Genomic DNA, 24,752 nt, shown 5'->3' with positions numbered 1-24,752 from the left:
CTTACGTTTCTCGGGTCCCTGGCCCGTCACCCACCCCCAAGACCAGGCCCGTCGCCGCGGAGGTGTCCCCCCTCGTGCCCACACCGCCCCGCTCCCCCGCCCGCTCACCGCGTCCGCGTCCACCGGCCCGAAAGTCCGCTCGTAAGCCGACAGGGCGGGGGAAGCGGCCCCGCTGGGCCATGCGGGTGGCTACCACGTTCTCCGTGACGGTCCTCGCCGCGGCCGGCATCGGGCACGGCGTCGTCACCAGCCTCGACACCGGCATCAAGCGGGTCGACGCCTTCAAGGACATGAAGAACAGGCCCGCGCCCGGCAACGGCATGAACGTGCTGCTCGTCGGCACCGACGGGCGCGACAAGATCAGCCCCGCGGAGAAGCAGAAGTACCGCCTCGGCGGCGCGCCCTGCCACTGCACGGACACGATCATGATCGTGCACATCTCGGAGGACAGGGACCGCGCCAGCGTGGTCAGCCTGCCCAGGGACTCCTACGCCGAGCTGCCCGCGCACACCGACCAGACCACCGGCGAGAAGCACCACGAGCACGCCAACAAGATCAACGCGGCGTACGCGGAGGGCGGGCCCAACCTCACGGTGCGCACCGTCGAGCACATGACGAAGGTCAAGATCGACCACTATCTGGAGGTCGACTTCACCAGCTTCATGAAGACGGTGGACGTGCTCGGCGGCGTGGAGATCTGCACCGCGCGGCCGCTCAAGGACTCGCACACCGGGCTCGACCTGTCGGTCGGCACGCACGACCTGAACGGCGGCGAGGCGCTCCAGTACGTCCGCTCGCGCTATGTCGACGGCGCGTCCGACCTGGGCCGCATGCAGCGCCAGCAGCGCTTCCTCGCGGCGCTCATCGCGAAGGCCACGGGCAGCGGCGTGCTCCTGAACCCGGTCAAGTTCCGCGACGTGACGCGCACGCTGCTCGGCTCGGTGCGGGCGGACAAGGGCTTCGGCACGGGCGAGATGCTGGACCTGGGGCGGGCGATGCGGGGCTTCTCGCCGTCGTCGTCGGAGTTCACCACCGTGCCGCTGAGCGCCAGGGGCAAGAGCATCCCCGGCATCGGCTCGACGCTGAAGTGGCAGAAGGCCAAGTCCAAGAAGCTCTTCAAGGCGCTGCGCGAGGACCGGCCGCTCGCCGCGCACCACAACAGGGCGAAGGCCGCGCTGGTGGGCGTATCGCCGGAGCAGATCCGGGTCCAGGTGGACAACGGCGCGGGCACCCCCGGCCTCGGCAAGCGGGTCGACTCCGCGCTGCGGACGACCGGGTTCCGCACCACCGGGGCGCCGGGGAACGTGCCGGGCGCCAAGGAGAAGCCCGCCGAGCGGACCGTCGTCGCCTACGACCCGCGCTGGGACCGCTCGGCGAAGGCCCTGGCCACCGCCCTGCCGGGGTGCGAGCTGCGCAAGGTCAAGGGCCAGGGCTCGACCCTGAAGGTGATCGCGGGGCAGGACTACAGGGCGGTGCGGCAGGTACGGGCCGAGGACGCCTATCAGGGCGAGTTCGGCGCGCTCACCGGAGACCAGGTCGTCTGCCCGTAGGACGGGCGCGGGGACCGGCCCCGGCGGGCCTCAGTCCTCGAAGCCCTCGGCCGCCCGCGCCTCCCGGAGCTCCTTGATCGCCCGGCGCCGCGCGAGGCGGTGCGTGCGGCGGATCTGGGCCTCCTGGTAGCGGCGGCGGTCGCGGTCCGTCTCGGTCAGCACCGGGGGGACCGTGCGCGGCTTGCCGTCCGCGTCGACGGCGGCGAAGACGAGATAGGCGGAGCCGACCTGCTGGGCGGGCGTCGACTCGTTCCAGCGCTCGGCGAGGACCCGTACGCCGACCTCCATGGAGCTGCGGCCCGTCCAGTTGACCTGGGCCTTCACATGGACGAGGTCGCCGACGCGGACCGGTTCGAGGAAGGCCATCTCGTCCATGGACGCGGTGACCGCGGGCCCGCCGGAGTGGCGTCCCGCGACGGCACCCGCCGCGTCGTCCACGAGCTTCATGATCACGCCACCGTGCACCGTGCCGAGGAGGTTGGTGTCGTTGTGCGTCATGATGTGGCTGAGGGTGGTGCGGGACGCGGAAGTCGGCTTGCCCGGAATATCTGATTCCGGTCTGGGAGCCTGGTCTGTCATCCCTCCACCCTATGCCGGACATATGTCCGACCCCTCCCCGGTGGTTTGCATCAGCTCTGCAACAGCACTGGCCCGAAATCCCGACCGCTCTTGTAAGGCACACCGTGCGAGGCGGCACACTAACCACATGAGCGATTGGCCTGACGATCAGGGGGGCGGCCGGCGATACGGCCGCGGCAGCGGGGACGCACAGCCGGACGGCGCCCGCGTGATGCGGCATGTGCAGCGCGGCCAGACGTCCCGTCCGGCCGGACCGCCGCCGGGCGGCGTCCCGCCGCAGCCCGGCTACGACGACGGGTACGGGGACCCGCAGTACGGGAACGGACAGCCCTACGGCGACGCCCGTGACGAGGTCTTCGAGCCGCGCACCCCGCGCCAGGACCCCTACGGGCGAAGCCAGGGGTACGACAGCGGCTACAACACCGGACAGGTGTACGGCCAGCCGAGTGGCGGGGGCCCGGGTGGCGGCAACGGCGAGGGGCAGCCGCCGCGCGCCCCGCGTCCCGCGCCGAACTGGCGCAAGCGGATCAAGTGGGGCGCGATCACCCTCGTCACCGTGCTCGTGGTGACGTCCGTCGTGACGTACTTCTGGGCCGACAGCAAGCTCAAGCGCGAGGTCGACCTCTCCAAGGTCATCGAGCGCCCCGAGGGCGGCGCGGGCACGAACTACCTGATCGTCGGCTCCGACAGCCGCGAGGGCATGTCCGCCGAGGAGAAGAAGAAGCTCCACACGGGCTCGGCCGAGGGCAAGCGCACGGACTCGATGATGATCCTGCACGTCGCGGACGACGGCGGGAACACGATGATCTCGCTGCCCCGCGACTCGAACGTCACGATCCCCTCCTTCAAGGGCGCCGAGTCCGGCAAGCTCTACCCGAACCAGGGCCGCCAGACGAAGCTGAACGCCGCGTACGCGGAGGACGGCCCCGAGCTGCTCGTGCGGACCGTCGAGTACAACACCGGCCTGAAGATCGACCACTACGCCGAGATCGGCTTCGGCGGCTTCGCCAAGATCGTGGACTCGGTCGGCGGCGTCGAGATGGACATCCCCAAGGCCTTCAAGGACAAGTGGTCGGGCGCCGACTTCAAGGCCGGCAAGCAGACGCTCAACGGCCAGGAGGCCCTCGCCTTCGTCCGTACCCGGCACGCGTTCAGCAGCGACCTGGACCGTACGAAGAACCAGCAGAAGTTCCTCGCGGCCCTGGCCCACCAGGTGGCGACGCCAGGCACGATTCTGAACCCGTTCAAGCTCTACCCCACGATGGGCGCGGGCCTGGACACGCTGGTCGTCGACAAGGACATGGGCATCACCGACGTGGGCTCGATGTTCTGGGCGATGAAGGGCATCACCGGTGGCGACGGCACGTCCATGAACATCCCGATCGCGGGCTCCACTGGCGGCAACCTGCTCTGGGACAAGGCCAAGGTCAAGACGCTGGTGAAGGAGCTGAACAACGACGAGAAGGTGACGGTCTCGGGCAACTGAGGACACCTTCCCCCGACACCTCCCTTCGAGGCGTACGACGTGAGGGCCCCGCCGATCCGGTCGGCGGGGCCCTCACGCGTACCCGCCCGCATACCTCCCCCGAGCCCTCGCGCGGCGCGACACGCCGTCGTATACCCCCGAACGCTTCGCCCGCCGCGAAGCCGCGCAAGACCCGTGTCACGGTGGTCCGAACTGCCTTCGCCGACATCCGGAGCACTGCCATGGCAGACCTGCTGGAGGAACTCAACACCACCGCCGAGGCCGGGGAGGCCGACAGTCCCCCAGCTCCGCCCGAGCCACCACCCGCCCACGACCCCCTTCCCCCGCCCGTCGCGGCCCCGGCCGCACGGGCCCGCTCGCTGCTGGCCGCGCACCCCGTCGCGGACGGCTACAGCGGACTGCCCTGGGCGCTGCGCGAGCTGCCCTGGTACGACTTCGAGACCGGCGACAGCGGCCTGGAGAGCGATCTGCCGCGGCTGCGCGAGGGCCGCGTCGGGGCACAGTTCTGGTCCGTGCACGTGCCGGAGGCGCTGCACGCCGACCGCGCGGTCAGCGCGACCCTGGAGCAGATCGACCTCGTCAAGCACGTCGTCGCCGCTCATCCCGAGGGGCTGCGGCTCGCCCACAACGCCTCGGAGACCGTCGACGCCCGCAACTGCGGGCGCATCGCCACCCTGATCGGCCCGGCCTGCGGCGCCGCGCTCGGCGACTCGCTGGGCACGCTCCGCGCGCTGCACAGCCTGGGCCTGTGCGCGGTCACCCTGTCCGGCACGTCGTGGGCGGGCGCGGACGGGCTGAGCACGTTCGGCGAGGAGGTCGTGCGGGAGATGAACAGGCTCGGGGTCATCGCGGACCTCTCCGGCGCCTCCGAGGCGACGGCCCACCGGGTCATCGCCGTCTCCAAGTCCCCGGTGATCTTCACCCGCTCCGGGGCGCGCGCCGTGCGCGACCACCCGGCCAACCTGACCGACGAGCTGCTCGCCGAGGTGGGCGCCGCCAAGGGCCTGTGCCTGGTGCCGCTGGCCGCCGAGCGGACCGGCTCCTCGGTGCGCGAGGTGGCGGACCACCTCGACCACGTGCGCCGGATCGCGGGTCCCGAGTGCGTCGGTCTCTCCGGTGCGTACGACACCTCGGTCGTGCATCCGGACGGCCTCGCCGACCCCTCGTGCTATCCGCTGCTGATCGCCGAGCTCATCGAACGCGACTGGTCCGAGGCCGAGTTGGCGCAGTTCACCTGGGGCAATGCCCAACGGGCGCTGCGCGGCGCCGACTTCACCGCGCGGGCGGCACGGGAGCGCAGGGCGGCGTCCACGGCGACGATAGAGCTGCTCGACGGGTAGGCCCGCCGGACGGTCAGGGGATCTTGCAGAGGCAGAACGGGTGCCCCGCGGGGTCGGCGTAGACGCGGAAGTCGCGCTTGCCGCCGTCGTCGTCCAGGTCGAGGGGGCGCGCGCCGAGCGCGAGCACCTTCGCCTGGGCGGCGTCCATCTCCGCGTCGGTGCTTCCCGCGTCCAGGTCGAGGTGGATCTGCTGGCCGTTGGCGTCGGAGCGCGGCCAGTCCGGCGGGCGCAGCCCTTCCGCCCGCTGGAACGAGACCCGCACGCGCCCCTCGGCCAGGAGATCGACCCAGTCGCCCGTGTCCTCCTCCTCGATGGTGCCGCCGATGATCCGTGCGTAGAACTCGGCGAGCCCGCGCGGATCCGGACAGTCGAGGACGACGGTGCGCAGGCGTGCGACGGGGCGGGTGGTGCCGTCGGCGTTCTCGGTGGCGGTCATGTCTCGCTCCTTCTCGGGGGCTCGGCGGGCTCAGCGGGCGCAGAGGCAGAACGGGTGCCCCGCGGGATCGGCGTACACGCGCCAGGTGCGGTCCGGGGGCCCGGCGTCGAGGAGGGTGGCGCCGAGGGCGAGGACCTGCTTCTCCGCGGCGTCGACGTCCGCCACCGTGAGGTCCAGGTGCATCTGCTGCGAGCCGTCGGAGGACGGCCACTTCGGCGGTACGTGGCCGGGGGACCGCTGGAACGCGAGGATCGTGCCCTCGTGGCTCTTCAGCTCGATCCAGTCCGGCTCCTCCTCGTACCGGACGGGAGTGCCGCCGATGATCGCGGCGTAGAACTCCGCGAGGGCGAGGTGGTCGCGGCAGTCCAGGGCCATGGCGCGGAGCTCGGCGGTGGGCATGGTTCCTCCGGTCTTCCGGGGGCTTACCGGCTGAGGCGCTCAACCGGTAACGGTTACTCCATGGTCCCGCAGAAGCGGTAACGTCGCAAGCATGACGGACAGGGCGCCCGCGCCGGGCGGGCTCGCGCTGGTCCAGCGCCTGGTGAACACGCTGGACCTGGAGTCGGGCGCGGACGCGCTGGACACGGCGGAGGGGCTGCGCGCGTTCGGCATCGCGCCGGACGGGGTGGCGGCGGCCCGCGAACTCCGCGAGGCCCTGCGGGCGGCCTGCCTCGCCCACGCCGGGCACGGGCCGCACGGGCCGGTGGCCGACCTGTGCCAACTCCTGGCGGCGGGGCCGCTGTTGGTGACGGTGGACGCGGCGTCGGGCGCCGCGTCGCTGGCCCCCGCGGACGCCTCGTCACTGGTCGCACGGGTGGCGTCGGCGATCGCCGAGGGGCTCACCGCGGGCACCTGGGGGCGCCTCAAGGCGTGCGAGGCGCCGGACTGCCACTGGGCGTACTACGACCGCAGCCCTGCCGGGCGGGGCCGGTGGTGTGACATGGGGGTGTGTGGGTCGCGGGCCAAGATGCGGGCGTATCGGCTGCGCCGGGCTTGAGCGGATTCCGTGTGACGTGGCTCCGGGCGACGACGCCTGCCCGCGACGGGGCTTGCCCCACTTCCGGGTGCGGGCCCGCCGGGGCTGGTCGCGCAGTTCCCCGCGCCCCCAAACAACGCCTGCCCGCGACGGGGCCTGCCCCACCTCCGGGCGCGGGCCCGCCGGGGCCGGTCGCGCAGTTCCCCGCGCCCCCAAAGCCCCTCCCCGCCCGCAGCCGGGCCCCGTCAGGGGCGCGGGGAACTGCGCGAGCAACCACAGGCGAGCCGCAGGCCACGAACCACAGAACGAGGCACCCCCGGCGGAGTGGCTAGGCCGCAGGCCTGCCCATCGCCCGGTACGTCCAGCCGGCCGCGCGCCACACCGCGGGGTCGAGCGCGTTGCGGCCGTCCAGGATGACCGGTGACGTCGTCACGGCGCCGAGCTCCGCCGCGTCGAGTTCGCGGAACTCGCTCCACTCCGTGAGGTGCAGGACGACGTCCGCTCCCCTGACCGCGTCCAGCGCGGTCTCCGCGTAGCCGAGGGTGGGGAAGAGGCGGCGCGCGTTGGCCATGCCCTTGGGGTCGTAGACGGTGACCTGGCCGCCCTGGAGGTGGATCTGGCCCGCGACGTTCAGCGCGGGCGAGTCGCGGACGTCGTCCGAGTCCGGCTTGAACGTGGCGCCGAGCACCGCGACCCGCTTGCCCAGGAAGGACCCGCCGCCGAGCGCCTCGCGGGCCATCTCGACCATCTGGCCGCGGCGGCGCATGTTGATGGAGTCGATCTCGCGCAGGAACGTCAGCGCCTGGTCGGCGCCGAGCTCGCCCGCGCGGGCCATGAAGGCGCGGATGTCCTTGGGCAGGCAGCCGCCGCCGAAGCCGATCCCGGCCCGCAGGAACTTCTTGCCGATCCGGTCGTCGTGCCCGAGCGCCTCCGCGAGCTTCACGACGTCGCCGCCGGCCGCCTCGCACACCTCGGCCATCGCGTTGATGAAGGAGATCTTCGTGGCGAGGAAGGAGTTGGCGGAGGTCTTCACCAGCTCGGCCGTCGGGAAGTCGGTGACCACGAAGGGCGAGCCCTCGGCGATCGGCGTCGCGTACACCTCGCGGAGCTGCTTCTCGGCGCCCTCGCTGCCCACGCCGACGACGATGCGGTCGGGGTGCAGGGTGTCCTTGACGGCGAAGCCCTCGCGCAGGAACTCCGGGTTCCAGGCCAGCTCGGCCGCGGCGCCCGCCGGGGCGAGTTCGAGGATGCGCGCGGCGAGGCGGGCCGCGCTGCCGACCGGCACGGTGGACTTGCCGACGACCAGGCACGGCTTGGTCAGGTGCTTGGCGAGGGACTCGACGGCACTGTCGACGTAGCTCATGTCGCACGCGTACTCGCCGTGCTTCTGCGGGGTGTTCACGCAGACGAAGTGGACGTCGCCGAACTCGGCGATCTCGGCCCAGTCCATCGTGAAGCGCAGCCGCCCGCTGGCGCCCTCGATCCCGGCGACGTGCTTGCGCAGGAGCTCTTCGAGCCCCGGCTCGTACATCGGGACCTCGCCCCGCTGGAGCATCTCGATCTTCTCGGGGACGACATCGAGGCCGAGGACCTCGAAGCCCAGCTCGGCCATGGCCGCGGCGTGGGTGGCCCCGAGGTATCCGGTGCCGATCACGGTGATCTTGGGGGCCATGCGGAGCTCCAGAGGTGAACAGGCGGCGATTGCGCTGCCCGAGCATAGTCGGGCATGGCGGGCGCTCTCACAGGGCACGTTTCCCGCTGTCGCCAAGCTCACGTATCCCTCTGCTGAGCAGGCGCCTAAAATTTGGGTTACTTAACGGTAATTAGCGTCCTTGGAGCGTGAGAGACCTTGGCCGGATCGGCTGATTTCGACCTGTACCGCCCGTCCGAGGAGCACGACATGCTCCGCGACGCGATCCGTTCGCTGGCCGAGGCGAAGATCGCGCCGTTCGCCGCCGCGGTGGACGAGGAGGCCCGCTTCCCGCGGGAGGCACTGGACGCGCTGGTCGCCAACGACCTGCACGCGGTGCACGTACCGGAGAGCTTCGGCGGAGCGGGCGCCGACGCGCTCGCCACCGTCATCGTGATCGAGGAGGTGGCGCGGGTCTGCGCCTCGTCCTCGCTCATCCCCGCCGTGAACAAGCTGGGCTCGCTGCCGGTCATCCTGTCCGGCTCCGAGGAGCTGAAGAAGAAGTACATGACGCCGCTCGCCAAGGGCGAGGGCATGTTCTCGTACTGCCTCTCCGAGCCGGACGCCGGTTCGGACGCGGCGGGCATGAAGACCAAGGCCGTACGCGACGGCGACTCGTGGGTGCTCAACGGCGTCAAGCGCTGGATCACCAACGCGGGCGAGTCCGAGTACTACACGGTCATGGCCGTCACCGACCCGGAGAAGCGCTCCAAGGGAATCTCGGCGTTCGTCGTCGAGAAGGGCGACGAGGGCGTCTCCTTCGGCGCCCCGGAGAAGAAGCTCGGCATCAAGGGCTCCCCCACCCGCGAGGTCTACCTCGACAACGTCCGTATCCCCGCCGACCGCATGATCGGCGAGGAGGGCACGGGCTTCGCGACCGCCATGAAGACCCTGGACCACACCCGCATCACGATCGCGGCGCAGGCCCTCGGCATCGCGCAGGGCGCCCTCGACTACGCCAAGGGGTACGTCAAGGAGCGCAAGCAGTTCGGCAAGCCGATCGCCGACTTCCAGGGCATCCAGTTCATGCTCGCGGACATGGCGATGAAGATCGAGGCCGCCCGCCAGCTGACGTACGCCGCCGCGGCGAAGTCGGAGCGCGGCGACAAGGACCTCACCTTCCAGGGCGCGGCCGCCAAGTGCTTCGCCTCCGACGTGGCGATGGAGGTCACCACGGACGCGGTGCAGCTCCTCGGTGGGTACGGGTACACCCGGGACTACCCCGTCGAGCGGATGATGCGCGACGCCAAGATCACGCAGATCTACGAGGGCACGAACCAGGTCCAGCGGATCGTGATGGCCCGCAACCTTCCGTAGCGGCGGCGCTTGAGCGGTGACGGTGGCCTCTCCCTGAAGTCAGGGAGAGGCCACCGTCTTTAGGGGCGCGGGGAACTGCGCGCTCGGCCACGACGGACCCGCAGCCGCGTCTGCCTGCGGCGGTTGCCACGCGGGTGCGGCTCTGTTCTTGGTTGCTCGCGCAGTTCCCCGCGCCCCTGACGGGGCGCCCCTGCCTCAGGCGTCCAGTTGTTCCAGCGTCGCCACCGACGGGCCCCGGCGGGCGCTGATGTCGCGGGAGACGTCCTCCGCCGCGCCCAGGACGCGGACCGCGTTCTGCCACGTCAGCTTGGCGAGATCGGTGCGGGACCAGCCGCGCTCGATGAGCTCCGCGATCAGGTTCGGGTAGCCCGCCACGTCGTCCAGGCCGGACGGCGTGAACGCCGTGCCGTCGTAGTCGCCGCCGATGCCGATGTGGTCGACGCCCGCGACCTCGCGCATGTGGTCGAGGTGGTCGGCGACCGTGGCGGCCGTGGCGATCGGGCGCGGGGTCGTCGCCTCGAAGGCCTCGTGCACCTTCATCGCCGCGGGCGTCGTGTCCAGGTGGTGGAAGCCGTTGGCCCGCATGTTCTCGTCGGCGGCGAGCGTCCAGTCGACCGCCGCCTGGAGCACGAACTTCGGCACGAACGTCGCCATCGCGACGCCGCCGTTGGCGGGAAGGCGCTCCAGGACGTCGTCAGGGATGTTGCGCGGGTGGTCGCAGACCGCGCGCGAGGAGGAGTGGGAGAAGATCACCGGCGCCTCGGACGTGTCCAGCGCCGCCCGCATCGTCGTCGCCGCGACGTGCGAGAGGTCCACCAGCATGCCCACGCGGTTCATCTCGCGTACGACCTCGTGGCCGAACGGCGAGAGGCCGCCGACCCCGGGCTCGTCCGTCGCCGAGTCCGCCCACGCGATGTTGTCGTTGTGCGTGAGGGTCATGTAGCGGACGCCGAGCGTGTGCAGCGCCCGCAGCGTGGCCAGCGAGTTGTTGATGGAGTGGCCGCCCTCGGCGCCCATGAGGGACGCGATGCGGCCCTCCGCGCGGACCTTCTCCATGTCCGCGGCCGTCAGCGCGCGGGCCAGGTCCGCCGGGTAGCGGGTGAGCAACTGGTCGACGCAGTCGATCTGTTCGAGCGTGGCGCTGACCGCCGCGTCGCCCGCCATGTCCGTGCGGACGTACACCGACCAGAACTGCGCGCCGACGCCGCCCGACCGCAGCCGGGCGATGTCCGTGTGCAGACTGCCGCGCTGGTCCGTGGCGATGTCGAGCTTGTCGATGTCGTAGCCCGCCTTCTCACGGAGGGCCCACGGCAGGTCGTTGTGGCCGTCGACGACCGGGAAGTCGGCGAGGATGGCGCGCGCTTGTTCGAGGGACGTCATGCGATCACTTTCCCGAACCGAAGCCGAAACCGGAACCCGCTCCCTCGACCTTGGCCCGCAGCCGCTTGCCCTTCTCCGTCGCCTGGTCGTTCAGCTCCTGCTGGAACTCCCGCATGCGGCCCAGGAGTTCGGTGTCGTGCGCGGCGAGCATGCGGGCGGCGAGCAGGCCCGCGTTGCGCGCGCCGCCGACCGAGACCGTCGCCACCGGGACGCCCGCGGGCATCTGCACGATGGACAGGAGGCTGTCCATGCCGTCCAGGTACTTCAGCGGGACCGGCACCCCGATCACCGGCAGCGGCGTCACCGACGCCAGCATCCCGGGCAGGTGGGCCGCGCCGCCCGCGCCTGCGATGATCGCCTTGAGGCCGCGGTCCGCCGCCCGCTCGCCGTACGCGATCATCTCGTGCGGCATGCGGTGCGCGGAGACGACGTCGACCTCGAAGGGGACCTCGAACTCGGCGAGCGCCTGCGCCGCGCCCTCCATGACGGGCCAGTCCGAGTCGGAGCCCATGACGATGCCAACAACGGGGGAAGTCATTCGGTGATCGTTCCTCTGAGGTAGCCGGCTGCGTGACGGGCGCGCTCCAGCACGTCGTCGAGGTCGTCGCCGTAGGTGTTGACGTGACCGACCTTGCGGCCGGGCTTCACGTCCTTGCCGTACATGTGGATCTTGAGCTGCGGGTCGCGGGCCATGCAGTGCAGATACGCGGTGTACATGTCGGGGTAGTCACCGCCGAGCACGTTGCCCATCACGGTCCACTTGGCGCGCGGGCGCGGGTCGCCGAGCGGCAGGTCCAGGACGGCGCGGACGTGGTTGGCGAACTGCGAGGTCACCGCGCCGTCCTGCGTCCAGTGGCCCGAGTTGTGCGGGCGCATCGCCAGTTCGTTGACGAGGATGCGTCCTTCGGGCGTCTCGAAGAGCTCGACCGCGAGGTGGCCGACCACGCCGAGTTCCTTGGCCACCCGCAGCGCGAGCTCCTGGGCCTCGCCCGCCAGGGCCTCGCTCAGGCCGGGCGCCGGGGCGATCACCGTGTCGCAGACGCCGTCGACCTGCTGGGACTCGACGACGGGATAGGCCACGGCCTGGCCGTGCGGCGAGCGGACGACGTTCGCCGCCAGTTCGCGCACGAAGTCGACCTTCTCCTCGGCGAGCACGGGCACCCCGGCCCTGAACGGGTCGGCGGCGTCCTCGACGGAACGTACGAACCACACCCCCTTCCCGTCGTAACCGCCGCGCACCGTCTTCAGGATCACGGGGAAGCCCGTGCCCTCCGCCGCGAAGGCCGCCACGTCGGCCGGATCGCGCACGATCCGGTGGCGTGGACACGGCACGCCGATCTCCATGAGCTTCTCGCGCATCACGCCCTTGTCCTGGGCGTGCACCAACGCGTCGGGCCCCGGGCGCACGGGAATGCCGTCCGCCTCCAGGGCCCGGAGATGCTCGGTGGGTACGTGTTCGTGATCGAAAGTGATCACGTCGCAGCCCCGCGCGAAGTCACGCAGCGTGTCGAGGTCGCGATAGTCGCCGATGACGACATCGCTGACGACCTGCGCCGCGGAATCCTGTGGGGTGTCACTGAGGAGCTTGAATTTGATGCCGAGCGGGATGCCCGCCTCGTGTGTCATACGAGCGAGCTGCCCCCCGCCGACCATGCCGACTACCGGGAACGTCACACCCCCAGGGTATCGGCCGGTATCGGCCACCCGGGAACGGCCGGATCCCGTGGCCCACGGGCCGTCCTGTCACAGGGCCGCCACAGAGTCCGAGCGCCCCCGCGCGCCGATGGAGCGCGCTGGTTAGCATGGCTGGGTTGACGCGACCGTATGACCAATCCGTCGGCATGTACGTGACCAAGGACCGAGGACCGACGAACATCGACGGGGGTTGGGGCGACCACCATGACGGAACATGGCGCACTGCGGGGACGCCTGGACAGGCTGGGCCGCGAGGTAGCCAAGTTCGGGGCCGTGGGGGCGGTCGGGACGCTGGTGAACTTCGGCGTCTTCAACCTCGTCCGCCATCTCACCGATCTGCACGTGGTGCGCGCGAGCGTGGTCGCGACGGTCGTCGCCATCGCCTTCAACTACGTGGGGTACCGCTACTTCACGTACAAGGACCGTGACAAGAGCGGCCGTACCAAGGAACTCACCCTGTTCCTGCTGTTCAGCGCGGTCGGCCTGGTGATCGAGAACGGCGTGCTCTACGCGGCGACGTACTGGTTCGGCTGGGACGGCAGGCTGGAGGCGAACTTCTTCAAGTTCCTCGGCATGGGCATCGCGATGCTGTTCCGCTTCTGGTCGTACCGCACCTGGGTCTTCAAGGCGCTGCCCGCCCGCGAGGCGGTCGCCCATGCCGAATCGTTCCTGGAGGAATCGGACGAGCGGCCCGTGGCGCGCCGCGCCAGCTGAGCCGCCGCGCCACGCCTGACGGCCTCGCGGCCCGTCAGCGCACCGTCTTCTCGTCGGGATCGCTGTCCGTGCCCTTGGCGAGCGGCGTACGGGACAGGAAGAGGCCGAACACCGGCGGCTTCGTCTGGAGCATCTCCAGGCGCCCGCCGTCCGCCTCGGCCAGATCCCTGGCCACCGCGAGGCCGATTCCCGTCGAATTGCGGCCGCTGATGGTCCGCTCGAAGATCCGCGCCCCGAGGTCCGGCGGAACCCCTGGCCCCTCGTCCGTGACCTCGATGACCGCCTGGTTGCCGGTCACGCGGGTGCGCAGCGCGACCGTGCCGCCGCCGTGCATCAGCGAGTTCTCGATCAGCGCGGCGAGCACCTGGGCGACCGCGCCCGGCGTGCCCACGGCCTCCAGATGGCGCTTGCCGGAGCTGACGATGGCCCGCCCCGCGCTGCGGTAGGCCGGGCGCCACTCCTCCAGCTGCTGCTTGACCACCTCGTCCAGGTCGAAGGCGACGGCGGAGCCGGTGCGCGGGTCACGGGAGTTGGTCAGCAGCCGCTCCACGACGTCGGTGAGCCGCTCGACCTGGGCGAGCGCGATCGTCGCCTCCTCCTTCACCGTGTCCAGCTCCTCGGTGACGGTGATCTCCTCCAGGCGCATGGACAGCGCGGTCAGCGGCGTACGCAGCTGGTGCGAGGCGTCGGCGGCGAGCCGGCGCTCGGCGGTCAGCATGCGGCCGATGCGCTCGGCGGAGCCGTCCAGGACATCGGCGACGCGGTCCAGCTCGGGCACCCCGTACCGCTTGTGCCGGGGCCTCGGGTCACCCGAACCGAGGCGCTCCGCGGTCTCGGCGAGGTCGGTGAGCGGCGACGCGAGGCGGTTGGCCTGGCGTACGGCGAGGAGTACCGCGGCGATGATGGCGAGCAGCGCCACGGCGCCGATGATCAGGAGCGTGCGGCCGACCTCGCGGGTGACGGCGGCCCGTGGCTCCTCCACGGTGACCCGCTCGCCCTGTTCGCCGGGGCGGGTCGCGCTGATCACGTCGCCGGTGGGGCGGGTGCCGATCTCGATGGCGTCGCGGCCGGGGATCTCGATGCGGGCGTACCGGTCGGACGCGACCTGGTCGCGCAGGATCGAGCCGCTGATCCGCTCGTCGCCGATCAGCCGGCTGTCGACGATGCTCGCCAGGCGGAGCGCCTCGCCCTCCACCCGCTCCTGGGCGCTGTTGCTGATGGTCCTCGTCTCGACGATCACGAGGCTCACCCCGAAGACGGCGATGACGACGAGGACGACGGCGAGGGTGGAATTGATCAGTCGGCGACGCATCTACCCAGTGTCGCGGATCGAGCGCCCCCTCAGGGGCGCGGGGAACTGCGCGAGCGGCCACGGTCACAGCCGCACCCGCCGTGCGACCGCTGTGGGCAGACGCGTCCGCGGGTGCGTCGTGGCCGGCCGCGCAGTTCCCCGCGCCCCTGACGGGGCACGCGTCAGCTCTTCTCGAAGCGGAAGCCGACGCCCCGCACCGTGGCGATGTAGCGGGGATTCGCCGCGTCGTCGCCCAGCTTCTTGCGCAGCCAGGAGATGTGCATGTCGAGGGTCTTCGTGGAGGACCACCACGTGGTGTCCCAGACCTCCCGCATCAGCTGGTCGCGCGTGACGACGCGGCCCGCGTCCCGCACGAGCACCCTGAGCAGGTCGAACTCCTTGGCGGTGAGCTGGAGTTCCTCGTCGCCCATCCACGCGCGGTGCGACTCGACGTCGATCCGCACGCCGTGCGTGGCGGGCGCCTCCTTGGGTTCGGTGGCGCCGCGCCGGAGCAGCGCCCGGACCCGGGCCAGCAGCTCGGCGAGACGGAAGGGCTTGGTCACGTAGTCGTCGGCGCCCGCGTCCAGACCGACGACGGTGTCCACCTCGTCGGCCCGCGCGGTCAGGATCAGGATCGGCACCGTGAGCCCGTCGGCCCGCAGTCGGCGGGCCACCTCCAGGCCGTCCATGCCGGGCAGTCCCAGGTCCAGTACGACCAGATCGACGCTGCCCTGCAGTCCGGCATCGAGAGCGGTCGGGCCGTCCTCACGCACTTCGACCTCGTAACCCTCCCTGCGCAGGGCGCGGGCCAGCGGCTCCGAGATGGACGCGTCGTCCTCGGCGAGCAGTACACGGGTCATGGGGTGATGGTAGTCCGCAGTGGACAACAGCCGTGCGGTGATCGCGCAGTGGCCGGGGAAGCCTGCGGCTATGCGGTGGGATTCTGAGAAACACCTTTGAATGTGCGACGTTGGTTGCAGCGACACCTGTGATCCATGTCTCAAGTCCTTCCATATGCATCACTGACGTGTCGTATGGTGACCCAACGCCTGATGCACTACTCAAGGACCTATGGCCCGCTGTGCGCGCCTTAGGTCTCTTTTATGTGCGGGCCGGCTTCGGCCAGCCTTGAAGGAATGACCTGTGGTCGGGCCCTGCGCGCGAGGATGCGCCCAGGGTGTGGATCCCGGAGTCACCGTCCCTCATCCCCTCGCGTGGGGGTGAACTCCCCCCGGGCGTGGGGTTGGACGGGGGCGACGGTGCCGACCGCCCCCCACCGGGCGCGCTCACGCTCCTGCCGCGCGCGTCCCGAACCACGAGGATCGACCCATGGCGTCCAGCCTGACGAAGGACTCCGCCGGTACCCCTGGCTCTGAGAAGACCTTCTTCGGCCACCCCCGCGGACTGGCCACACTCTTCATGACCGAGATGTGGGAGCGGTACAGCTTCTACGGCATGAAGGCACTGCTCCCGCTGTATCTGATCGCGCCCGGCGGCATGGACATGAGTGCCACCACCGCGACGGCGATCTACTCCGTATACATGTCGATGGTCTACCTGCTCGCCATGCCCGGCGGCTGGATGGCCGACCGCTTCTGGGGACCGCGCAAGACGGTCATCATCGGCGCCTCCGTGGTCATCCTCGGCCACATCACGCTCGCGCTGCCGAGTTCGGTCAGCTTCTTCGCCGGACTCGCGCTCGTCGCGCTCGGCTCCGGCCTCCTGAAGGCCAACATCTCCGTGATGGTCGGCCACCTCTACGACGGCCCGGAGGACCCGCGCCGCGACGGTGGCTTCACGCTCTTCTACATCGGCATCAACCTCGGCGCCTTCTTCGCCCCGCTGTCCATCGGCACGGTCGGCGAGAACGTCAACTGGCACCTCGGCTTCGCGCTCGCCGCGGTCGGCATGGCGCTGGGCCTGGCCCAGTTCGTGCTCGGCTCGCGCCACCTCAGCGGCGAGAGCAGCGTCGTCTCGCAGCCCGCGACGCAGGAGCAGCGCTCCCGCGCCCTGCGCAACGGCCTGATCTGGCTGATCGTCGCCGCCGCGCTCTACACGATGCTCGGTGTCACCGGTAACTTCGCCGACTGGGCGCTGATGCCGCTGATCATCGCGGGCCTGGTCATCCCGGTCGTGGTGCTCGCCCGGATGAAGCGTGACAAGGAGCTCACCAGCCTGGAGCAGGCCAAGCTCTCCGGTTACGTCTGGTTCTTCGTCGTCGCCGCCGTCTTCTGGATGATCTACGACCAGAACGGCTCGACCCTGTCGATCTTCGGCAAGACGTCGACGACGAACAGCCTGCTCGGGTTCGACTTCCCGACCTCCTGGTACCAGTCGCTGAACCCGATCTTCATCATGGCGCTGGCCCCCGTGGTCGCCTCGGCGTGGCTGTGGCTGAACAAGCGGGGCAAGGAGCCGAGCACCGCGGTCAAGTTCGCCTCCAGCCTCACGCTGATCGGCATCTCCTTCGCCGTCTTCCTCATCCCGCTGATCGACACCGCCAACAACGGCGGCAAGGTCAGCCCGATGTGGCTGGTGTCGATCTACTTCATCCAGACCGTCGGCGAGCTCTGCCTCTCCCCGGTCGGCCTGTCCCTGACGACGAAGATGGCGCCCGCGAAGTACAGCGCCCAGATGATGGGTGTCTGGTTCCTCGCGGTCACCGCGGGCGACTCCGTGACGGGTCTGCTGACCTCGCCGCAGCTCGGCGTCGACCTGAACACATCGGGGGCCGTCGCGGTCGAGGCGATCATCGCGGTCCTCGCGGGCTTCGGCATCTGGACGTCCCGCAAGAAGGTCAAGGAACTGATGGGCTCGGTCAACTGACGGCCCACGCCGCCGCCGACTGACCCGAACTGAGGGCCGCCGCACCACCCGGTGCGGTGGCCCTTGGCGTTTCTGCCGGTCCGCCGCCGCCCGCCGGTGGACCATCTGGCCATGCGCCGTACGTTGCTCACCCTGGCCCTCTGCGGAACGCTCCTCTCCGCGAGCACCGCCGCCGGGACCGCCGCCCCCGAGCCGCCGTCCGGGCGGCTCTTCGCGTACGGGGGCCATGCCCGCCAGAACATCACCGTGTACGGCCACGGGGGCACTCCCCTGGTGATCCTGCACGGCGGCTACTGGTCCAAGGACACGGACTGGAGCGGCTGGGCGCGCTGGTTCGCGGCCCGCGGGTTCACCGTGTACGACACCGACTACCGGCTGACGTCGGACGCCGTCTGGCCCGCGCAGCGCGACGACGTGCTCGCGGCGCTGCGCTGGGTCAGGCACCGGCAGAGCGGCGCCCTGCCGCTGGTGCTCGGCTCATCGGCAGGCGGCCATCTCGCCCTCCAGGCGGCCACCTACGGCGCGGGCCGCTCACGGGTGCGGGGCGTCGTCGCCCTCTCCCCCGTGGCCTCGCCCTACCGCGCGTGGCGGGACGGTGCGGCGCCCGGCGCCTCCGCCGAGCGGCGCGAGCTGCGCGGGGCCGCGCGGCGGCTCGCCGGGTGCGATCCGGACCGCGACGGGGTGCGCTGCTGGGAGCGGTGGGGCGATCTGGCCGCCCTCTCCCACGCCTCCGGCGCGGACGACGCGCCCCTCTACCTCGTCCACTCGACGGGCGACTTCGTCCCCGTGGCCCACTCCGCCGAACTCGCCACGGCACAGCGGAGACAGGGCCTGCGGGACGTCACCGTACGCACGGTGGGTGGCTCCGCGCACGGGGGCCCGCTCCTGAAGAAACGGGGCATGGCACAGGACGTACTCCGCTGGCTCCGGGGGCGCCCTTAGGAGCGCGGGGAACTGCGCGGCCGGCCACCGGTGGCCCGCGGACGCGTCTGCCCACGACGGTTCAACGGCGGGTGCGGCTCGTTCTCGCTCGCTCGCGCAGTTCCCCGCGCCCCCTACGGGGTGGCTCCGGGGGGCGCCCTTAGGGGCGCGGGGAACTGCGCGGCCAGCCGCCGACGCACCGCGGACGCATCTGCCCACAGCGGCCGCACGGCGAGCGCGGCCTTGACCTCGGCCGCTCGCGCAGTTCCCCGCGCCCCTTGCGGGGCTACCGGAGGCCACCCCTGCGACGGGGCAGGAACGTGAACACCGCGCCGCCCAGAAGGATCACCGTGCCCGCGACCAGACCGAGCGCCCGCAACGCCCCGTCGGACTCCGCACCGGTGTCCGCGAGGCCGCCACCCGTGGCCGAGCCGCCCGTGACAGAACCCCCCGACCCGGAGGAGCCCCCCGCCGAACCGCTGCCGGAACCGGACGCTCCGCCGGGCTGCGCCTTCGTGTCGATCTCCAGGGAGACGTCGCTCTTGGACGGCGTGCACGTCGTGGTCGTACCGAGTGCCTTGACCGTCAGGACGCCCGGCGACAGGGTCGACTTGCCGTCGGCGCCCGGCTTGTAGGTGCCGGTCAGGTCGGGGATCGTCATCGGCTCGCCGGACTTGATGGGCGCCTTGTTGGTCGGGCCCTCGACATGGACCGTGCCCTTGTCCGCGCCGCCCAGCTTGACCTCCATCGACGGCTTCACGGAGTCGGCGGGGATGTCGGCGGGGCTGTCCATGACGGCCTTCTTGAACTGCACGGTCAGGCCGTAACCGCCGCCGTCCTTCTTGGCGTTGATCTGGACGGGCGAGGTGGCTTCCTTGTCGCCGATGGGCGTCTTGCACTTGTACGGGGTCTGGACCTCCTTGCCGGGGAAGTCGGTCTGCCCGTCGCCACCACCGGTCGTACCGCCGTCGCTGCCGCCCGCGCTGCCGCCGGTGGACCCACCGGTGGACCCGCCCGTGGAGCCCCCGGTAGAACCGCCGGTGGAGCCGCCGGTGGAGCCGCCGGTGGAGCCGCCCGACGATCCGCCCGAACTGCCGCCGCCCGCCGTCACCTTGATGGTCGCGCCCGCCTTCACCTGCTCCTTGGGCGTGCACTTGGTGTCGGTCGAGATCGGCTTGCTGACGTTGATGTTGTACGCGTCAGGGGTGAGCGTGACGTCGCCCGCCGCGGTCAGCTTCAGCTTGCCCTTCATGTCCGAGAGGATCATGGGGCTGTTCTTCTTGATGGGCGGATTCGTGCGGGTGCCCTCGACCTTCAGGTCCCCGCTCTGGCCGCCGCCGACCTTGATGGTGCCGGTCGGCTGCACGGTGTCCTTGCCGAGGTCGAGCACGTCCGGGTTCTTGGACGCGGCCTGGGTCGTCTTCCACACGACCTCGATCTCGTCGCCGACCTTCGCCGTGGCCGGCGCGCTGATCTCCACCTCGGTGGTGCCCTGCACGGGCGGCAGCCCCGAGATCGGCGGCGGAACGCACTCCGTCTTGTACGCGACCGGCGCGGCCTGCGCCGGACCCGCCGTCAACAGGACGCCCGCCCCGCCCAGCAGGAGCGCGACCGAGGCCGCGCCCGCTCTCCGTCGTTGCGTGATCACGTGTTTCCCTTCGTCGGACTGTTGTCGGACGGTGCGGAGAGCTGACCGGCCGGTGCGCCGGGGTCGGTGTCGGGGGTGAACCACGGCAGGGCCGGCGTCGACGCCGACGCCGGGTCGCCGCTGGAGCCGGGTTCCTTCGGCGGACGGGGGCGCGGTTCCCGCACCCGCTGGTCCGCCGCGACCGCCCCCTGTGGCAGTCGCAACTTCGGGAGTCGTCCGGTGAGTTCGGACAGGCGCCCGGTGCGGTGGCGCCCGCTGCGCGAGGTGCGGCGCCGGTGCGGGCGGAGCCGGTCGACGACCACCATGCCGATGCGGAAGACCGCGCCGGGCACGACGACGCAGAGCAGGATCCAGAACACGGTGACGCCCCACGGACGGCCCACGCCCCACGGCCGCTCGGCCAGTACCTTCTCGCCGAACTTCAGCGAGACCAGATAGTCGCCGTGCGCGCCCGCCGACAGCTCGACGGGCAGCTTGATCTGCGCCTTCTTGCCGGGCGCGATGGTGCCGCGCCACTGCTGTTCCTCCCACTGCGGGGCGAACACGCCGTGCGAGGTGCCGACCTGGAAGACGGGGTTCTTCACGGGCGCGGAGCCGACGTTGCCCACGGTGAAGACGAGCTTGCGCGAGGGCGGCGCGCCGAACCAGGTCAGGACGCCGCTCGAACCCTCGAACCGGGTGTCGGTCAGCACGGACAGCTTGCCGCCCGTGGCCTGCTCGGGCAGCGGCTTCACGGGGTGGCCCGCGACCTTGAACGCGGTGTCGGCCTGCGCCTTCTCGCCCGTCACCGTCGCCACGTGGACGACGCACGGGCAGGGCTTCGGCGGCTCGGCCACGGGGAGCTTCTTGCTGAAGGCGCCCTTCTTGTCCGTGGTGACGGCGCGGCCCTCCGCGTTGGCGCAGGAGTTGGTGCCGCCGACGACGCCCTTGCCGGGCTCGGACTGGCCGCACACCAGCATCATCAGGAGCGTGTCGGGCCGCCATCCCGCACCCTCGACGGTGACCGAACCGCCCTTGCCCGCCTGGGACTTGGACAGTTTCACGCTCGGCCCGTCCGCGGCGGACGCGGTCGCCTGCGACCCCAGCGCGAAGCCGAGCAGCGCGAGGACGACGCAGCCCCACAGCGCGTGCCTGCCGCGCCGGTCCCGCCTGTTCCGCATCCCGTTCACAGTCCCTCTCCCGTCCCCGTCCGCGTCCCCGTCCCCGTCCCCGCTGTGCCCACCGTCTCCAGCTCCCTCGTACCGCCGCCCCGCAGCCGCTCCCGCTCCTCGTCGGGTACGGGCTCGTCGGGGTCCCGCCGCCGTCTGCGTACGAGAGGGAAGGCGCCGCCCGCGAGGGCGAGCAGCAGGGCCGTGCCGCCCGCCACCGCGCTCCACGGCACGAAGCGGGCGGAGCCGCTCGCCTCGGCGCGGGCGCCGCCCGGGGCCGTCGCCGTCAGCCGTACGTCGACGGAGTCGAGCGCGGGCGCGTCGGGCCAGGGCTCGGTCAGGGAGACCCTGCGCCCCGGCAGCAGTTCGACGGGCAGGGTGCGCGGCGCGCGGTCCAGGAGCGTGCCGAAGACGCCCTCCGCGTGCACGGCGAGCTTCGGGGTCAGCACGGTGTTGCCGCGGTTGACCAGGTCGTACGTGATGCGGCCCGCGTCCTTGTCGACCTTGACGCGCTCCACGGTGAGCGCGGCGAGCGTCGGCCCGCCGACCCGCAGATGCAGCCGGACGCCGACCGTGCGGCCGCCGCCGGAGGCGACGATCGCGCCCGGGTGGTCGCCGGGCAGCGCGCCCGTCGGCACCGTCACGGTGAACGGCACCTCGGCGCGGGTCCTCGGGGGCACCTTCACCTGCCGTTTCGCGAAGGTGATCCAGGCGCCGCTGTCCTTCGGTCTGCCCTTGGCCGGGGTGACGGAGAAGGCTCCGGAGCCGGTGTTGGCCGCGTCCGCGCCGCGCAGGGACACCGTGCGGGGCTCGGGCCCCGGGTTGGTGACGGTGACGATGTCCTGGAGCACGGTGCCCGGGGTGCCCTCCGCGTAGAAGTAGGGGCGCCCGTCCTTCGCGGGCCGGGTGCCGCCGCCCGCCGCGGGGGCGACGGACCACGCGGACCCGCCGCCGTCCGCGTGCGCGGGGGCCGCGGCGGCGGCCAGCAGTGCGGCCGCGCACAGCGCTGCGCGCGCGGCGGACGGCATCGGCGGCTTCGGCGGCATCAGCGGCTCCTGGTGCGTCGTTCGGTGGCCGGTCCTTCGGGTCGCGCAGCGCCTACCGCGAGCGTGCCGCCTGGTTCCTGCGGGTCAGCCAGAGCGCACCCGCCGCGCCCGCGAGCAGCACGGTGCCGCCGAGGGTGCCGAGGGCGATGGCCGAGTCGGCGGGGCCGGTCTGGGGCAGCTCTTCGCCCCCGGACGGCGCGCTGTTGGACCCTCCGGTAGTCCCCCCGTCGCTCCCTCCACTGGTCCCACCCGACCCTCCTGACCCTCCTGAGCCCTTGACGTCGAGTTCGAGGGAGGGCTTGGGGCTGTTGGACGGGGTGCAGGTGGTGGTCGTGCCGAGCGCCTTGATGGTGAGGACGCCGGCGGTGAAGGTGACCTTGCCGCTCTTCTTGGGCGTGTACGTCCCCGACAAGTCACTGATCTTGATGGGGGTGTTGGCGGGTATCGCCTCGGAGTTCGCCGCGCCGGAGACGGGCACGGTGCCGCTCTCGGCGCCGCCGAGCTTGATCACCGCACTTGGCTTCATCGCGCCCTTGCCGAGCTCCACCGGGCTGGAGGAGACGCCTTTCTGGAAGGACATGGTGAGCTTGTAGCCGCTGCCGCTCTTGACGCTCTTGATGTCGATCGGCGAGACCGCGCCCTTGTTGCCGATGGGCGTCTTGCACTGGTAGTTGACGTCCTGGACCGTGGCCTGCGCGGCGGGGGCGGCCATCAGCACCGCGGAGCCGCCGGCCAGGGCCGCGGCAAGCGCGAGCGCGACCCTTCGTTTCTGGTACGACACCTCGTGTTCCCCTCATGCCGGTCGTGGCGTGCCGGGTGCGGAGTAACGCTGAATTACTGACGGCACATCAGATTGGTCGCTCAAGGTACGCCCGGCACCCTGCCGAGGGAAGACAAAGGACGCGCCGGATCCACAGTGATCCGTCGCGCCGACTAACCCCGGGTAACACCCCGGGCCCGGGGCGGGGCCCTGCGGAGGGACGGACTTGGTGCTCGCGCCGGGCGGGGCGGGGTGGGCCCTAGGGTCGGGTGGGGGCCCCGCGAGGCGTACGGGGGGCGCGAAGCGCGGGCCCGGCCACGGGCACGGTGAGCCCGCGAGGGGCGCGGGCTGGCTCCGCAGGGGGTGCGGGCACGGGGTGGCGCCGGGGCGCGGGCACGGGGCAGTCCCCGTAGGAAGCGCGCCCCGCTGGGAGAGCGAGCACGAGGCGTCCCCGTCAGAGGCGCGGGCGCGAGATATCCCCGCAGGCGACACAAGCGCGGACTAAGCCCCGACAGGACGCCACGTGCACACCACGAGAACCACGAGACGGCCCCGTAAGGGGCGCGGGGAACGGCACGGCCAGCCACGACGCACCCGCAGCGGAGCTACAGCCGCTTCACCCCCAAGGGGCGCGGGGAACGGCGCGAGCAACCACAGCCGACCCGCAGCCGACCCAGACAGGAGACACGCAGACCCACAGCCGACCCGCACCGAAGCGAGTCCCCTTCACTCACACAGCGGGCCCGCACCGCGGAAGGACCCACGCCACATCCACAGCCGGCCCCACACCGCCCAATCCCAGTGAAACGACTACGCCGGGGCCCCCAACTCCGCCCACACCGTCTTCCCCGTCACCCCGGGCGCCCGCACGACGCCCCAGTCCAGACAGAGCCTCTGCACGATGAACATGCCGTGCCCACCGGGGCGCCCGGCCCGGTGGGGGGTGCGCGGCGCCGGCTGGCCCGTGCCGCGGTCGGAGACCTCGATGCGCAGGACCTTGCCGTCGCAGGAGAGCCACAGCTCGTCCGGGCCCTCCGCATGGAGACACGCGTTGGTGACGAGTTCGGAGACCACGAGGAGGACGTCCTCGGCGGCCGCGCGCCGGTCGGCGCCCTCCGCGGGCAGCCAGCCCCATGCGTACAGCGCCTCGCGCGTGTAGTCCCTGGCCAGCGGCACGATGCCGCTGGCACCGTGCAGGCTCAGCCTGCGGACCTGGCGCCCCGCGGGCACGCCGGGCGCCCCGGAAGCCCGTTCCGGGGGAGCGTCCGCGACCGCCGCCTCGGACTCCGGGCCGCGGTCGCCCGGCGAGTAAGGCCGGGTGGTGCTCATCAGCGCTTCACCTCACCGACAAGGGGACTGAGGACTCTGTACACATAGGGGGCATCGGCTGCTCGCCATCTCTGGCTGTTGACGTCTGTCTGTTGGCGGATCCAGGTCTCTCCTGCCCGGCCGAACCGTGAGAACACCCACTTATTCGGCACGACCCGTGTGACGCTGGTAACGCCTTGATCACACAGAGACAACTGACGCGTAACTTTCGCGTTCGACCTTCATGAACTCAGTCGGCCAGGGCCGCGTCGAGCGACTCGTGGACGGTGAAAACGGCCTCCGCGCCGGTGATCTCGAAGACGCGGGCCACCACCGGCAGCATCCCGGCCAGATGGACTCCGCCCCCCGCGGCCTCGGCCTTGAGCCGGGCCCCGAGCAGCACGTTGAGCCCCGTGGAATCACAGAACTCAAGACGTGAGCAGTCGACGACGAGGCGTGCGTAGCCGTCTGCCAGGCAGTTTTCGAGTGGTTCGCGCAACAAATCGGCCGTGTGGTGATCCAACTCACCCGCAGGGGTCACCACGGCACTCGTGCCCGCCTTCCGCACTTCGACCAGAAGCCGGCCCCTGTGTGCGCTGCCGACCGTCCCGCGGTCCATGCCGTCACTCTCTTCCGACCGT

General features: G+C 71.4%; 23 protein-coding genes. 8 read left to right on the top strand and 15 right to left on the bottom strand.

Features of this window, described 5'->3' with window-relative positions; all coding sequences use genetic code 11:
* Positions 1 to 179: 179 nt before the first annotated feature.
* Positions 180 to 1,550, top strand: a complete 1,371-nt coding sequence (locus tag ACIO9J_RS30680; protein ID WP_402006709.1) for an LCP family protein — start codon at positions 180 to 182, stop codon at positions 1,548 to 1,550.
* Positions 1,551 to 1,580: 30 nt separating this feature from the next.
* Here ACIO9J_RS30680 and ACIO9J_RS30675 read toward each other — a convergent pair whose 3' ends face one another.
* Positions 1,581 to 2,129 carry an acyl-CoA thioesterase gene (locus tag ACIO9J_RS30675; RefSeq protein ID WP_402006706.1) on the bottom strand — a complete coding sequence of 183 codons (549 nt, stop codon included), beginning with the start codon at positions 2,127 to 2,129 and terminating at the stop codon, positions 1,581 to 1,583.
* Between the two features lie 127 nt (positions 2,130 to 2,256).
* Here ACIO9J_RS30675 and ACIO9J_RS30670 point away from each other — a divergent pair, with 127 nt between their 5' ends.
* Both ACIO9J_RS30670 and ACIO9J_RS30665 read left to right on the top strand, forming a co-directional pair.
* The gene (locus tag ACIO9J_RS30670) at positions 2,257 to 3,615 is read left to right on the top strand and encodes an LCP family protein (RefSeq protein WP_402006703.1); all 1,359 of its coding nucleotides are present in this window, start codon (positions 2,257 to 2,259) and stop codon (positions 3,613 to 3,615) included.
* A 221-nt stretch (positions 3,616 to 3,836) separates the two neighbouring features.
* Positions 3,837 to 4,955, top strand: coding sequence for a dipeptidase (locus ACIO9J_RS30665; protein WP_402006700.1), 1,119 nt, complete (start codon positions 3,837 to 3,839; stop codon positions 4,953 to 4,955).
* Positions 4,956 to 4,968: 13 nt separating this feature from the next.
* Here the strand turns inward: ACIO9J_RS30665 and ACIO9J_RS30660 are convergent, their stop codons facing one another.
* The gene (locus ACIO9J_RS30660; protein WP_402006697.1) at positions 4,969 to 5,391 is read right to left on the bottom strand and encodes a VOC family protein; all 423 of its coding nucleotides are present in this window, start codon (positions 5,389 to 5,391) and stop codon (positions 4,969 to 4,971) included.
* 30 nt (positions 5,392 to 5,421) lie between these two features.
* Positions 5,422 to 5,790 (bottom strand): VOC family protein, encoded by a 369-nt coding sequence (locus ACIO9J_RS30655; RefSeq protein ID WP_402006694.1) that lies wholly within the window; start codon positions 5,788 to 5,790, stop codon positions 5,422 to 5,424.
* 91 nt (positions 5,791 to 5,881) lie between these two features.
* Between ACIO9J_RS30655 and ACIO9J_RS30650 the strand changes: the two genes are divergently transcribed.
* Positions 5,882 to 6,388 (top strand): CGNR zinc finger domain-containing protein, encoded by a 507-nt coding sequence (locus ACIO9J_RS30650; protein WP_402006691.1) that lies wholly within the window; start codon positions 5,882 to 5,884, stop codon positions 6,386 to 6,388.
* 307 nt (positions 6,389 to 6,695) lie between these two features.
* Here ACIO9J_RS30650 and ACIO9J_RS30645 read toward each other — a convergent pair whose 3' ends face one another.
* Positions 6,696 to 8,039 carry a UDP-glucose dehydrogenase family protein gene (locus ACIO9J_RS30645; protein ID WP_402006688.1) on the bottom strand — a complete coding sequence of 448 codons (1,344 nt, stop codon included), beginning with the start codon at positions 8,037 to 8,039 and terminating at the stop codon, positions 6,696 to 6,698.
* A 177-nt stretch (positions 8,040 to 8,216) separates the two neighbouring features.
* Between ACIO9J_RS30645 and ACIO9J_RS30640 the strand changes: the two genes are divergently transcribed.
* Positions 8,217 to 9,374, top strand: coding sequence for an acyl-CoA dehydrogenase (locus ACIO9J_RS30640; protein ID WP_402006685.1), 1,158 nt, complete (start codon positions 8,217 to 8,219; stop codon positions 9,372 to 9,374).
* A 195-nt stretch (positions 9,375 to 9,569) separates the two neighbouring features.
* On the opposite strand, the gene ACIO9J_RS30635 is transcribed toward ACIO9J_RS30640, so the two are convergent.
* Genes ACIO9J_RS30635 through ACIO9J_RS30625 form a run of 3 tightly spaced genes read right to left on the bottom strand, consistent with a single transcriptional unit; the run spans position 9,570 to position 12,407 of the window.
* Positions 9,570 to 10,754, bottom strand: a complete 1,185-nt coding sequence (locus ACIO9J_RS30635) for a dipeptidase (RefSeq protein ID WP_402006682.1) — start codon at positions 10,752 to 10,754, stop codon at positions 9,570 to 9,572.
* Between the two features lie 4 nt (positions 10,755 to 10,758).
* Complete coding sequence (gene purE / locus ACIO9J_RS30630) at positions 10,759 to 11,292, bottom strand: 5-(carboxyamino)imidazole ribonucleotide mutase (RefSeq protein ID WP_402006679.1); 534 nt, start codon at positions 11,290 to 11,292, stop codon at positions 10,759 to 10,761.
* Positions 11,289 to 12,407 (bottom strand): 5-(carboxyamino)imidazole ribonucleotide synthase, encoded by a 1,119-nt coding sequence (locus ACIO9J_RS30625; RefSeq protein WP_402006836.1) that lies wholly within the window; start codon positions 12,405 to 12,407, stop codon positions 11,289 to 11,291. The genes purE and ACIO9J_RS30625 overlap by 4 nt, the downstream gene beginning before the upstream one ends.
* A gap of 246 nt (positions 12,408 to 12,653) precedes the next feature.
* Between ACIO9J_RS30625 and ACIO9J_RS30620 the strand changes: the two genes are divergently transcribed.
* On the top strand, positions 12,654 to 13,163 hold the full coding sequence (locus ACIO9J_RS30620) for a GtrA family protein (protein WP_402006676.1): 510 nt from the start codon (positions 12,654 to 12,656) through the stop codon (positions 13,161 to 13,163).
* A gap of 34 nt (positions 13,164 to 13,197) precedes the next feature.
* On the opposite strand, the gene ACIO9J_RS30615 is transcribed toward ACIO9J_RS30620, so the two are convergent.
* Positions 13,198 to 14,475, bottom strand: a complete 1,278-nt coding sequence (locus ACIO9J_RS30615) for an ATP-binding protein (RefSeq protein ID WP_402006673.1) — start codon at positions 14,473 to 14,475, stop codon at positions 13,198 to 13,200.
* 161 nt (positions 14,476 to 14,636) lie between these two features.
* A complete protein-coding gene (locus ACIO9J_RS30610; RefSeq protein WP_055544110.1) occupies positions 14,637 to 15,314 on the bottom strand; it encodes a response regulator transcription factor in 678 nt (225 codons plus the stop codon).
* Positions 15,315 to 15,783: 469 nt separating this feature from the next.
* Between ACIO9J_RS30610 and ACIO9J_RS30605 the strand changes: the two genes are divergently transcribed.
* Both ACIO9J_RS30605 and ACIO9J_RS30600 read left to right on the top strand, forming a co-directional pair.
* Complete coding sequence (locus tag ACIO9J_RS30605) at positions 15,784 to 17,280, top strand: peptide MFS transporter (protein WP_402006669.1); 1,497 nt, start codon at positions 15,784 to 15,786, stop codon at positions 17,278 to 17,280.
* 111 nt (positions 17,281 to 17,391) lie between these two features.
* Positions 17,392 to 18,222, top strand: coding sequence for an alpha/beta hydrolase (locus ACIO9J_RS30600; protein ID WP_402006666.1), 831 nt, complete (start codon positions 17,392 to 17,394; stop codon positions 18,220 to 18,222).
* A 265-nt stretch (positions 18,223 to 18,487) separates the two neighbouring features.
* Here the strand turns inward: ACIO9J_RS30600 and ACIO9J_RS30595 are convergent, their stop codons facing one another.
* From ACIO9J_RS30595 to ACIO9J_RS30570, 6 genes are all read right to left on the bottom strand, one after another.
* Complete coding sequence (locus tag ACIO9J_RS30595) at positions 18,488 to 19,846, bottom strand: hypothetical protein (RefSeq protein WP_402006833.1); 1,359 nt, start codon at positions 19,844 to 19,846, stop codon at positions 18,488 to 18,490.
* Positions 19,846 to 21,009: a hypothetical protein gene (locus tag ACIO9J_RS30590; protein WP_402006663.1), complete on the bottom strand. Its 1,164-nt coding sequence runs from the start codon at positions 21,007 to 21,009 to the stop codon at positions 19,846 to 19,848. Before ACIO9J_RS30590 ends, ACIO9J_RS30595 begins: the two co-directional genes overlap by 1 nt.
* Before the next feature lie 5 nt (positions 21,010 to 21,014).
* Complete coding sequence (locus ACIO9J_RS30585) at positions 21,015 to 22,043, bottom strand: hypothetical protein (RefSeq protein ID WP_402006660.1); 1,029 nt, start codon at positions 22,041 to 22,043, stop codon at positions 21,015 to 21,017.
* A 52-nt stretch (positions 22,044 to 22,095) separates the two neighbouring features.
* Entirely contained in the window at positions 22,096 to 22,824 is a 729-nt protein-coding gene (locus ACIO9J_RS30580; RefSeq protein ID WP_402006657.1) for an LPXTG cell wall anchor domain-containing protein, read from the bottom strand.
* A gap of 789 nt (positions 22,825 to 23,613) precedes the next feature.
* Positions 23,614 to 24,132, bottom strand: a complete 519-nt coding sequence (locus ACIO9J_RS30575; protein ID WP_402006654.1) for an ATP-binding protein — start codon at positions 24,130 to 24,132, stop codon at positions 23,614 to 23,616.
* Positions 24,133 to 24,361: 229 nt separating this feature from the next.
* Entirely contained in the window at positions 24,362 to 24,730 is a 369-nt protein-coding gene (locus ACIO9J_RS30570) for an STAS domain-containing protein (protein WP_402006651.1), read from the bottom strand.
* Between the last annotated feature and the right edge of the window lie 22 nt (positions 24,731 to 24,752).

Origin of the sequence: Streptomyces sp. NPDC087300, from assembly GCF_044744425.1 — a bacterium.
Lineage (GTDB): Bacteria > Actinomycetota > Actinomycetes > Streptomycetales > Streptomycetaceae > Streptomyces.
Note: the sequence above shows the minus strand (reverse complement) of the source record. Positions and strands in the feature narration are given on the sequence as shown.

What these genes read in the sequence shown, in the direction of transcription:
- ACIO9J_RS30610 (WP_055544110.1), bottom strand. Translation starts at nt 15,314, where the DNA reads ATGACCCGTGTACTGCTCGCCGAGGACGACGCGTCCATCTCGGAGCCG.
- ACIO9J_RS30655 (WP_402006694.1), bottom strand. Translation starts at nt 5,790, where the DNA reads ATGCCCACCGCCGAGCTCCGCGCCATGGCCCTGGACTGCCGCGACCAC.
- ACIO9J_RS30585 (WP_402006660.1), bottom strand. Translation starts at nt 22,043, where the DNA reads ATGCCGCCGAAGCCGCCGATGCCGTCCGCCGCGCGCGCAGCGCTGTGC.
- ACIO9J_RS30625 (WP_402006836.1), bottom strand. Translation starts at nt 12,407, where the DNA reads ATGGTCGGCGGGGGGCAGCTCGCTCGTATGACACACGAGGCGGGCATC.
- ACIO9J_RS30600 (WP_402006666.1), top strand. Translation starts at nt 17,392, where the DNA reads ATGCGCCGTACGTTGCTCACCCTGGCCCTCTGCGGAACGCTCCTCTCC.
- ACIO9J_RS30575 (WP_402006654.1), bottom strand. Translation starts at nt 24,132, where the DNA reads ATGAGCACCACCCGGCCTTACTCGCCGGGCGACCGCGGCCCGGAGTCC.
- ACIO9J_RS30620 (WP_402006676.1), top strand. Translation starts at nt 12,654, where the DNA reads ATGACGGAACATGGCGCACTGCGGGGACGCCTGGACAGGCTGGGCCGC.
- ACIO9J_RS30615 (WP_402006673.1), bottom strand. Translation starts at nt 14,475, where the DNA reads ATGCGTCGCCGACTGATCAATTCCACCCTCGCCGTCGTCCTCGTCGTC.
- ACIO9J_RS30680 (WP_402006709.1), top strand. Translation starts at nt 180, where the DNA reads ATGCGGGTGGCTACCACGTTCTCCGTGACGGTCCTCGCCGCGGCCGGC.
- ACIO9J_RS30670 (WP_402006703.1), top strand. Translation starts at nt 2,257, where the DNA reads ATGAGCGATTGGCCTGACGATCAGGGGGGCGGCCGGCGATACGGCCGC.
- purE (WP_402006679.1), bottom strand. Translation starts at nt 11,292, where the DNA reads ATGACTTCCCCCGTTGTTGGCATCGTCATGGGCTCCGACTCGGACTGG.
- ACIO9J_RS30635 (WP_402006682.1), bottom strand. Translation starts at nt 10,754, where the DNA reads ATGACGTCCCTCGAACAAGCGCGCGCCATCCTCGCCGACTTCCCGGTC.
- ACIO9J_RS30605 (WP_402006669.1), top strand. Translation starts at nt 15,784, where the DNA reads ATGGCGTCCAGCCTGACGAAGGACTCCGCCGGTACCCCTGGCTCTGAG.
- ACIO9J_RS30645 (WP_402006688.1), bottom strand. Translation starts at nt 8,039, where the DNA reads ATGGCCCCCAAGATCACCGTGATCGGCACCGGATACCTCGGGGCCACC.
- ACIO9J_RS30650 (WP_402006691.1), top strand. Translation starts at nt 5,882, where the DNA reads ATGACGGACAGGGCGCCCGCGCCGGGCGGGCTCGCGCTGGTCCAGCGC.
- ACIO9J_RS30675 (WP_402006706.1), bottom strand. Translation starts at nt 2,129, where the DNA reads ATGACAGACCAGGCTCCCAGACCGGAATCAGATATTCCGGGCAAGCCG.
- ACIO9J_RS30590 (WP_402006663.1), bottom strand. Translation starts at nt 21,009, where the DNA reads ATGCGGAACAGGCGGGACCGGCGCGGCAGGCACGCGCTGTGGGGCTGC.
- ACIO9J_RS30665 (WP_402006700.1), top strand. Translation starts at nt 3,837, where the DNA reads ATGGCAGACCTGCTGGAGGAACTCAACACCACCGCCGAGGCCGGGGAG.
- ACIO9J_RS30570 (WP_402006651.1), bottom strand. Translation starts at nt 24,730, where the DNA reads ATGGACCGCGGGACGGTCGGCAGCGCACACAGGGGCCGGCTTCTGGTC.
- ACIO9J_RS30660 (WP_402006697.1), bottom strand. Translation starts at nt 5,391, where the DNA reads ATGACCGCCACCGAGAACGCCGACGGCACCACCCGCCCCGTCGCACGC.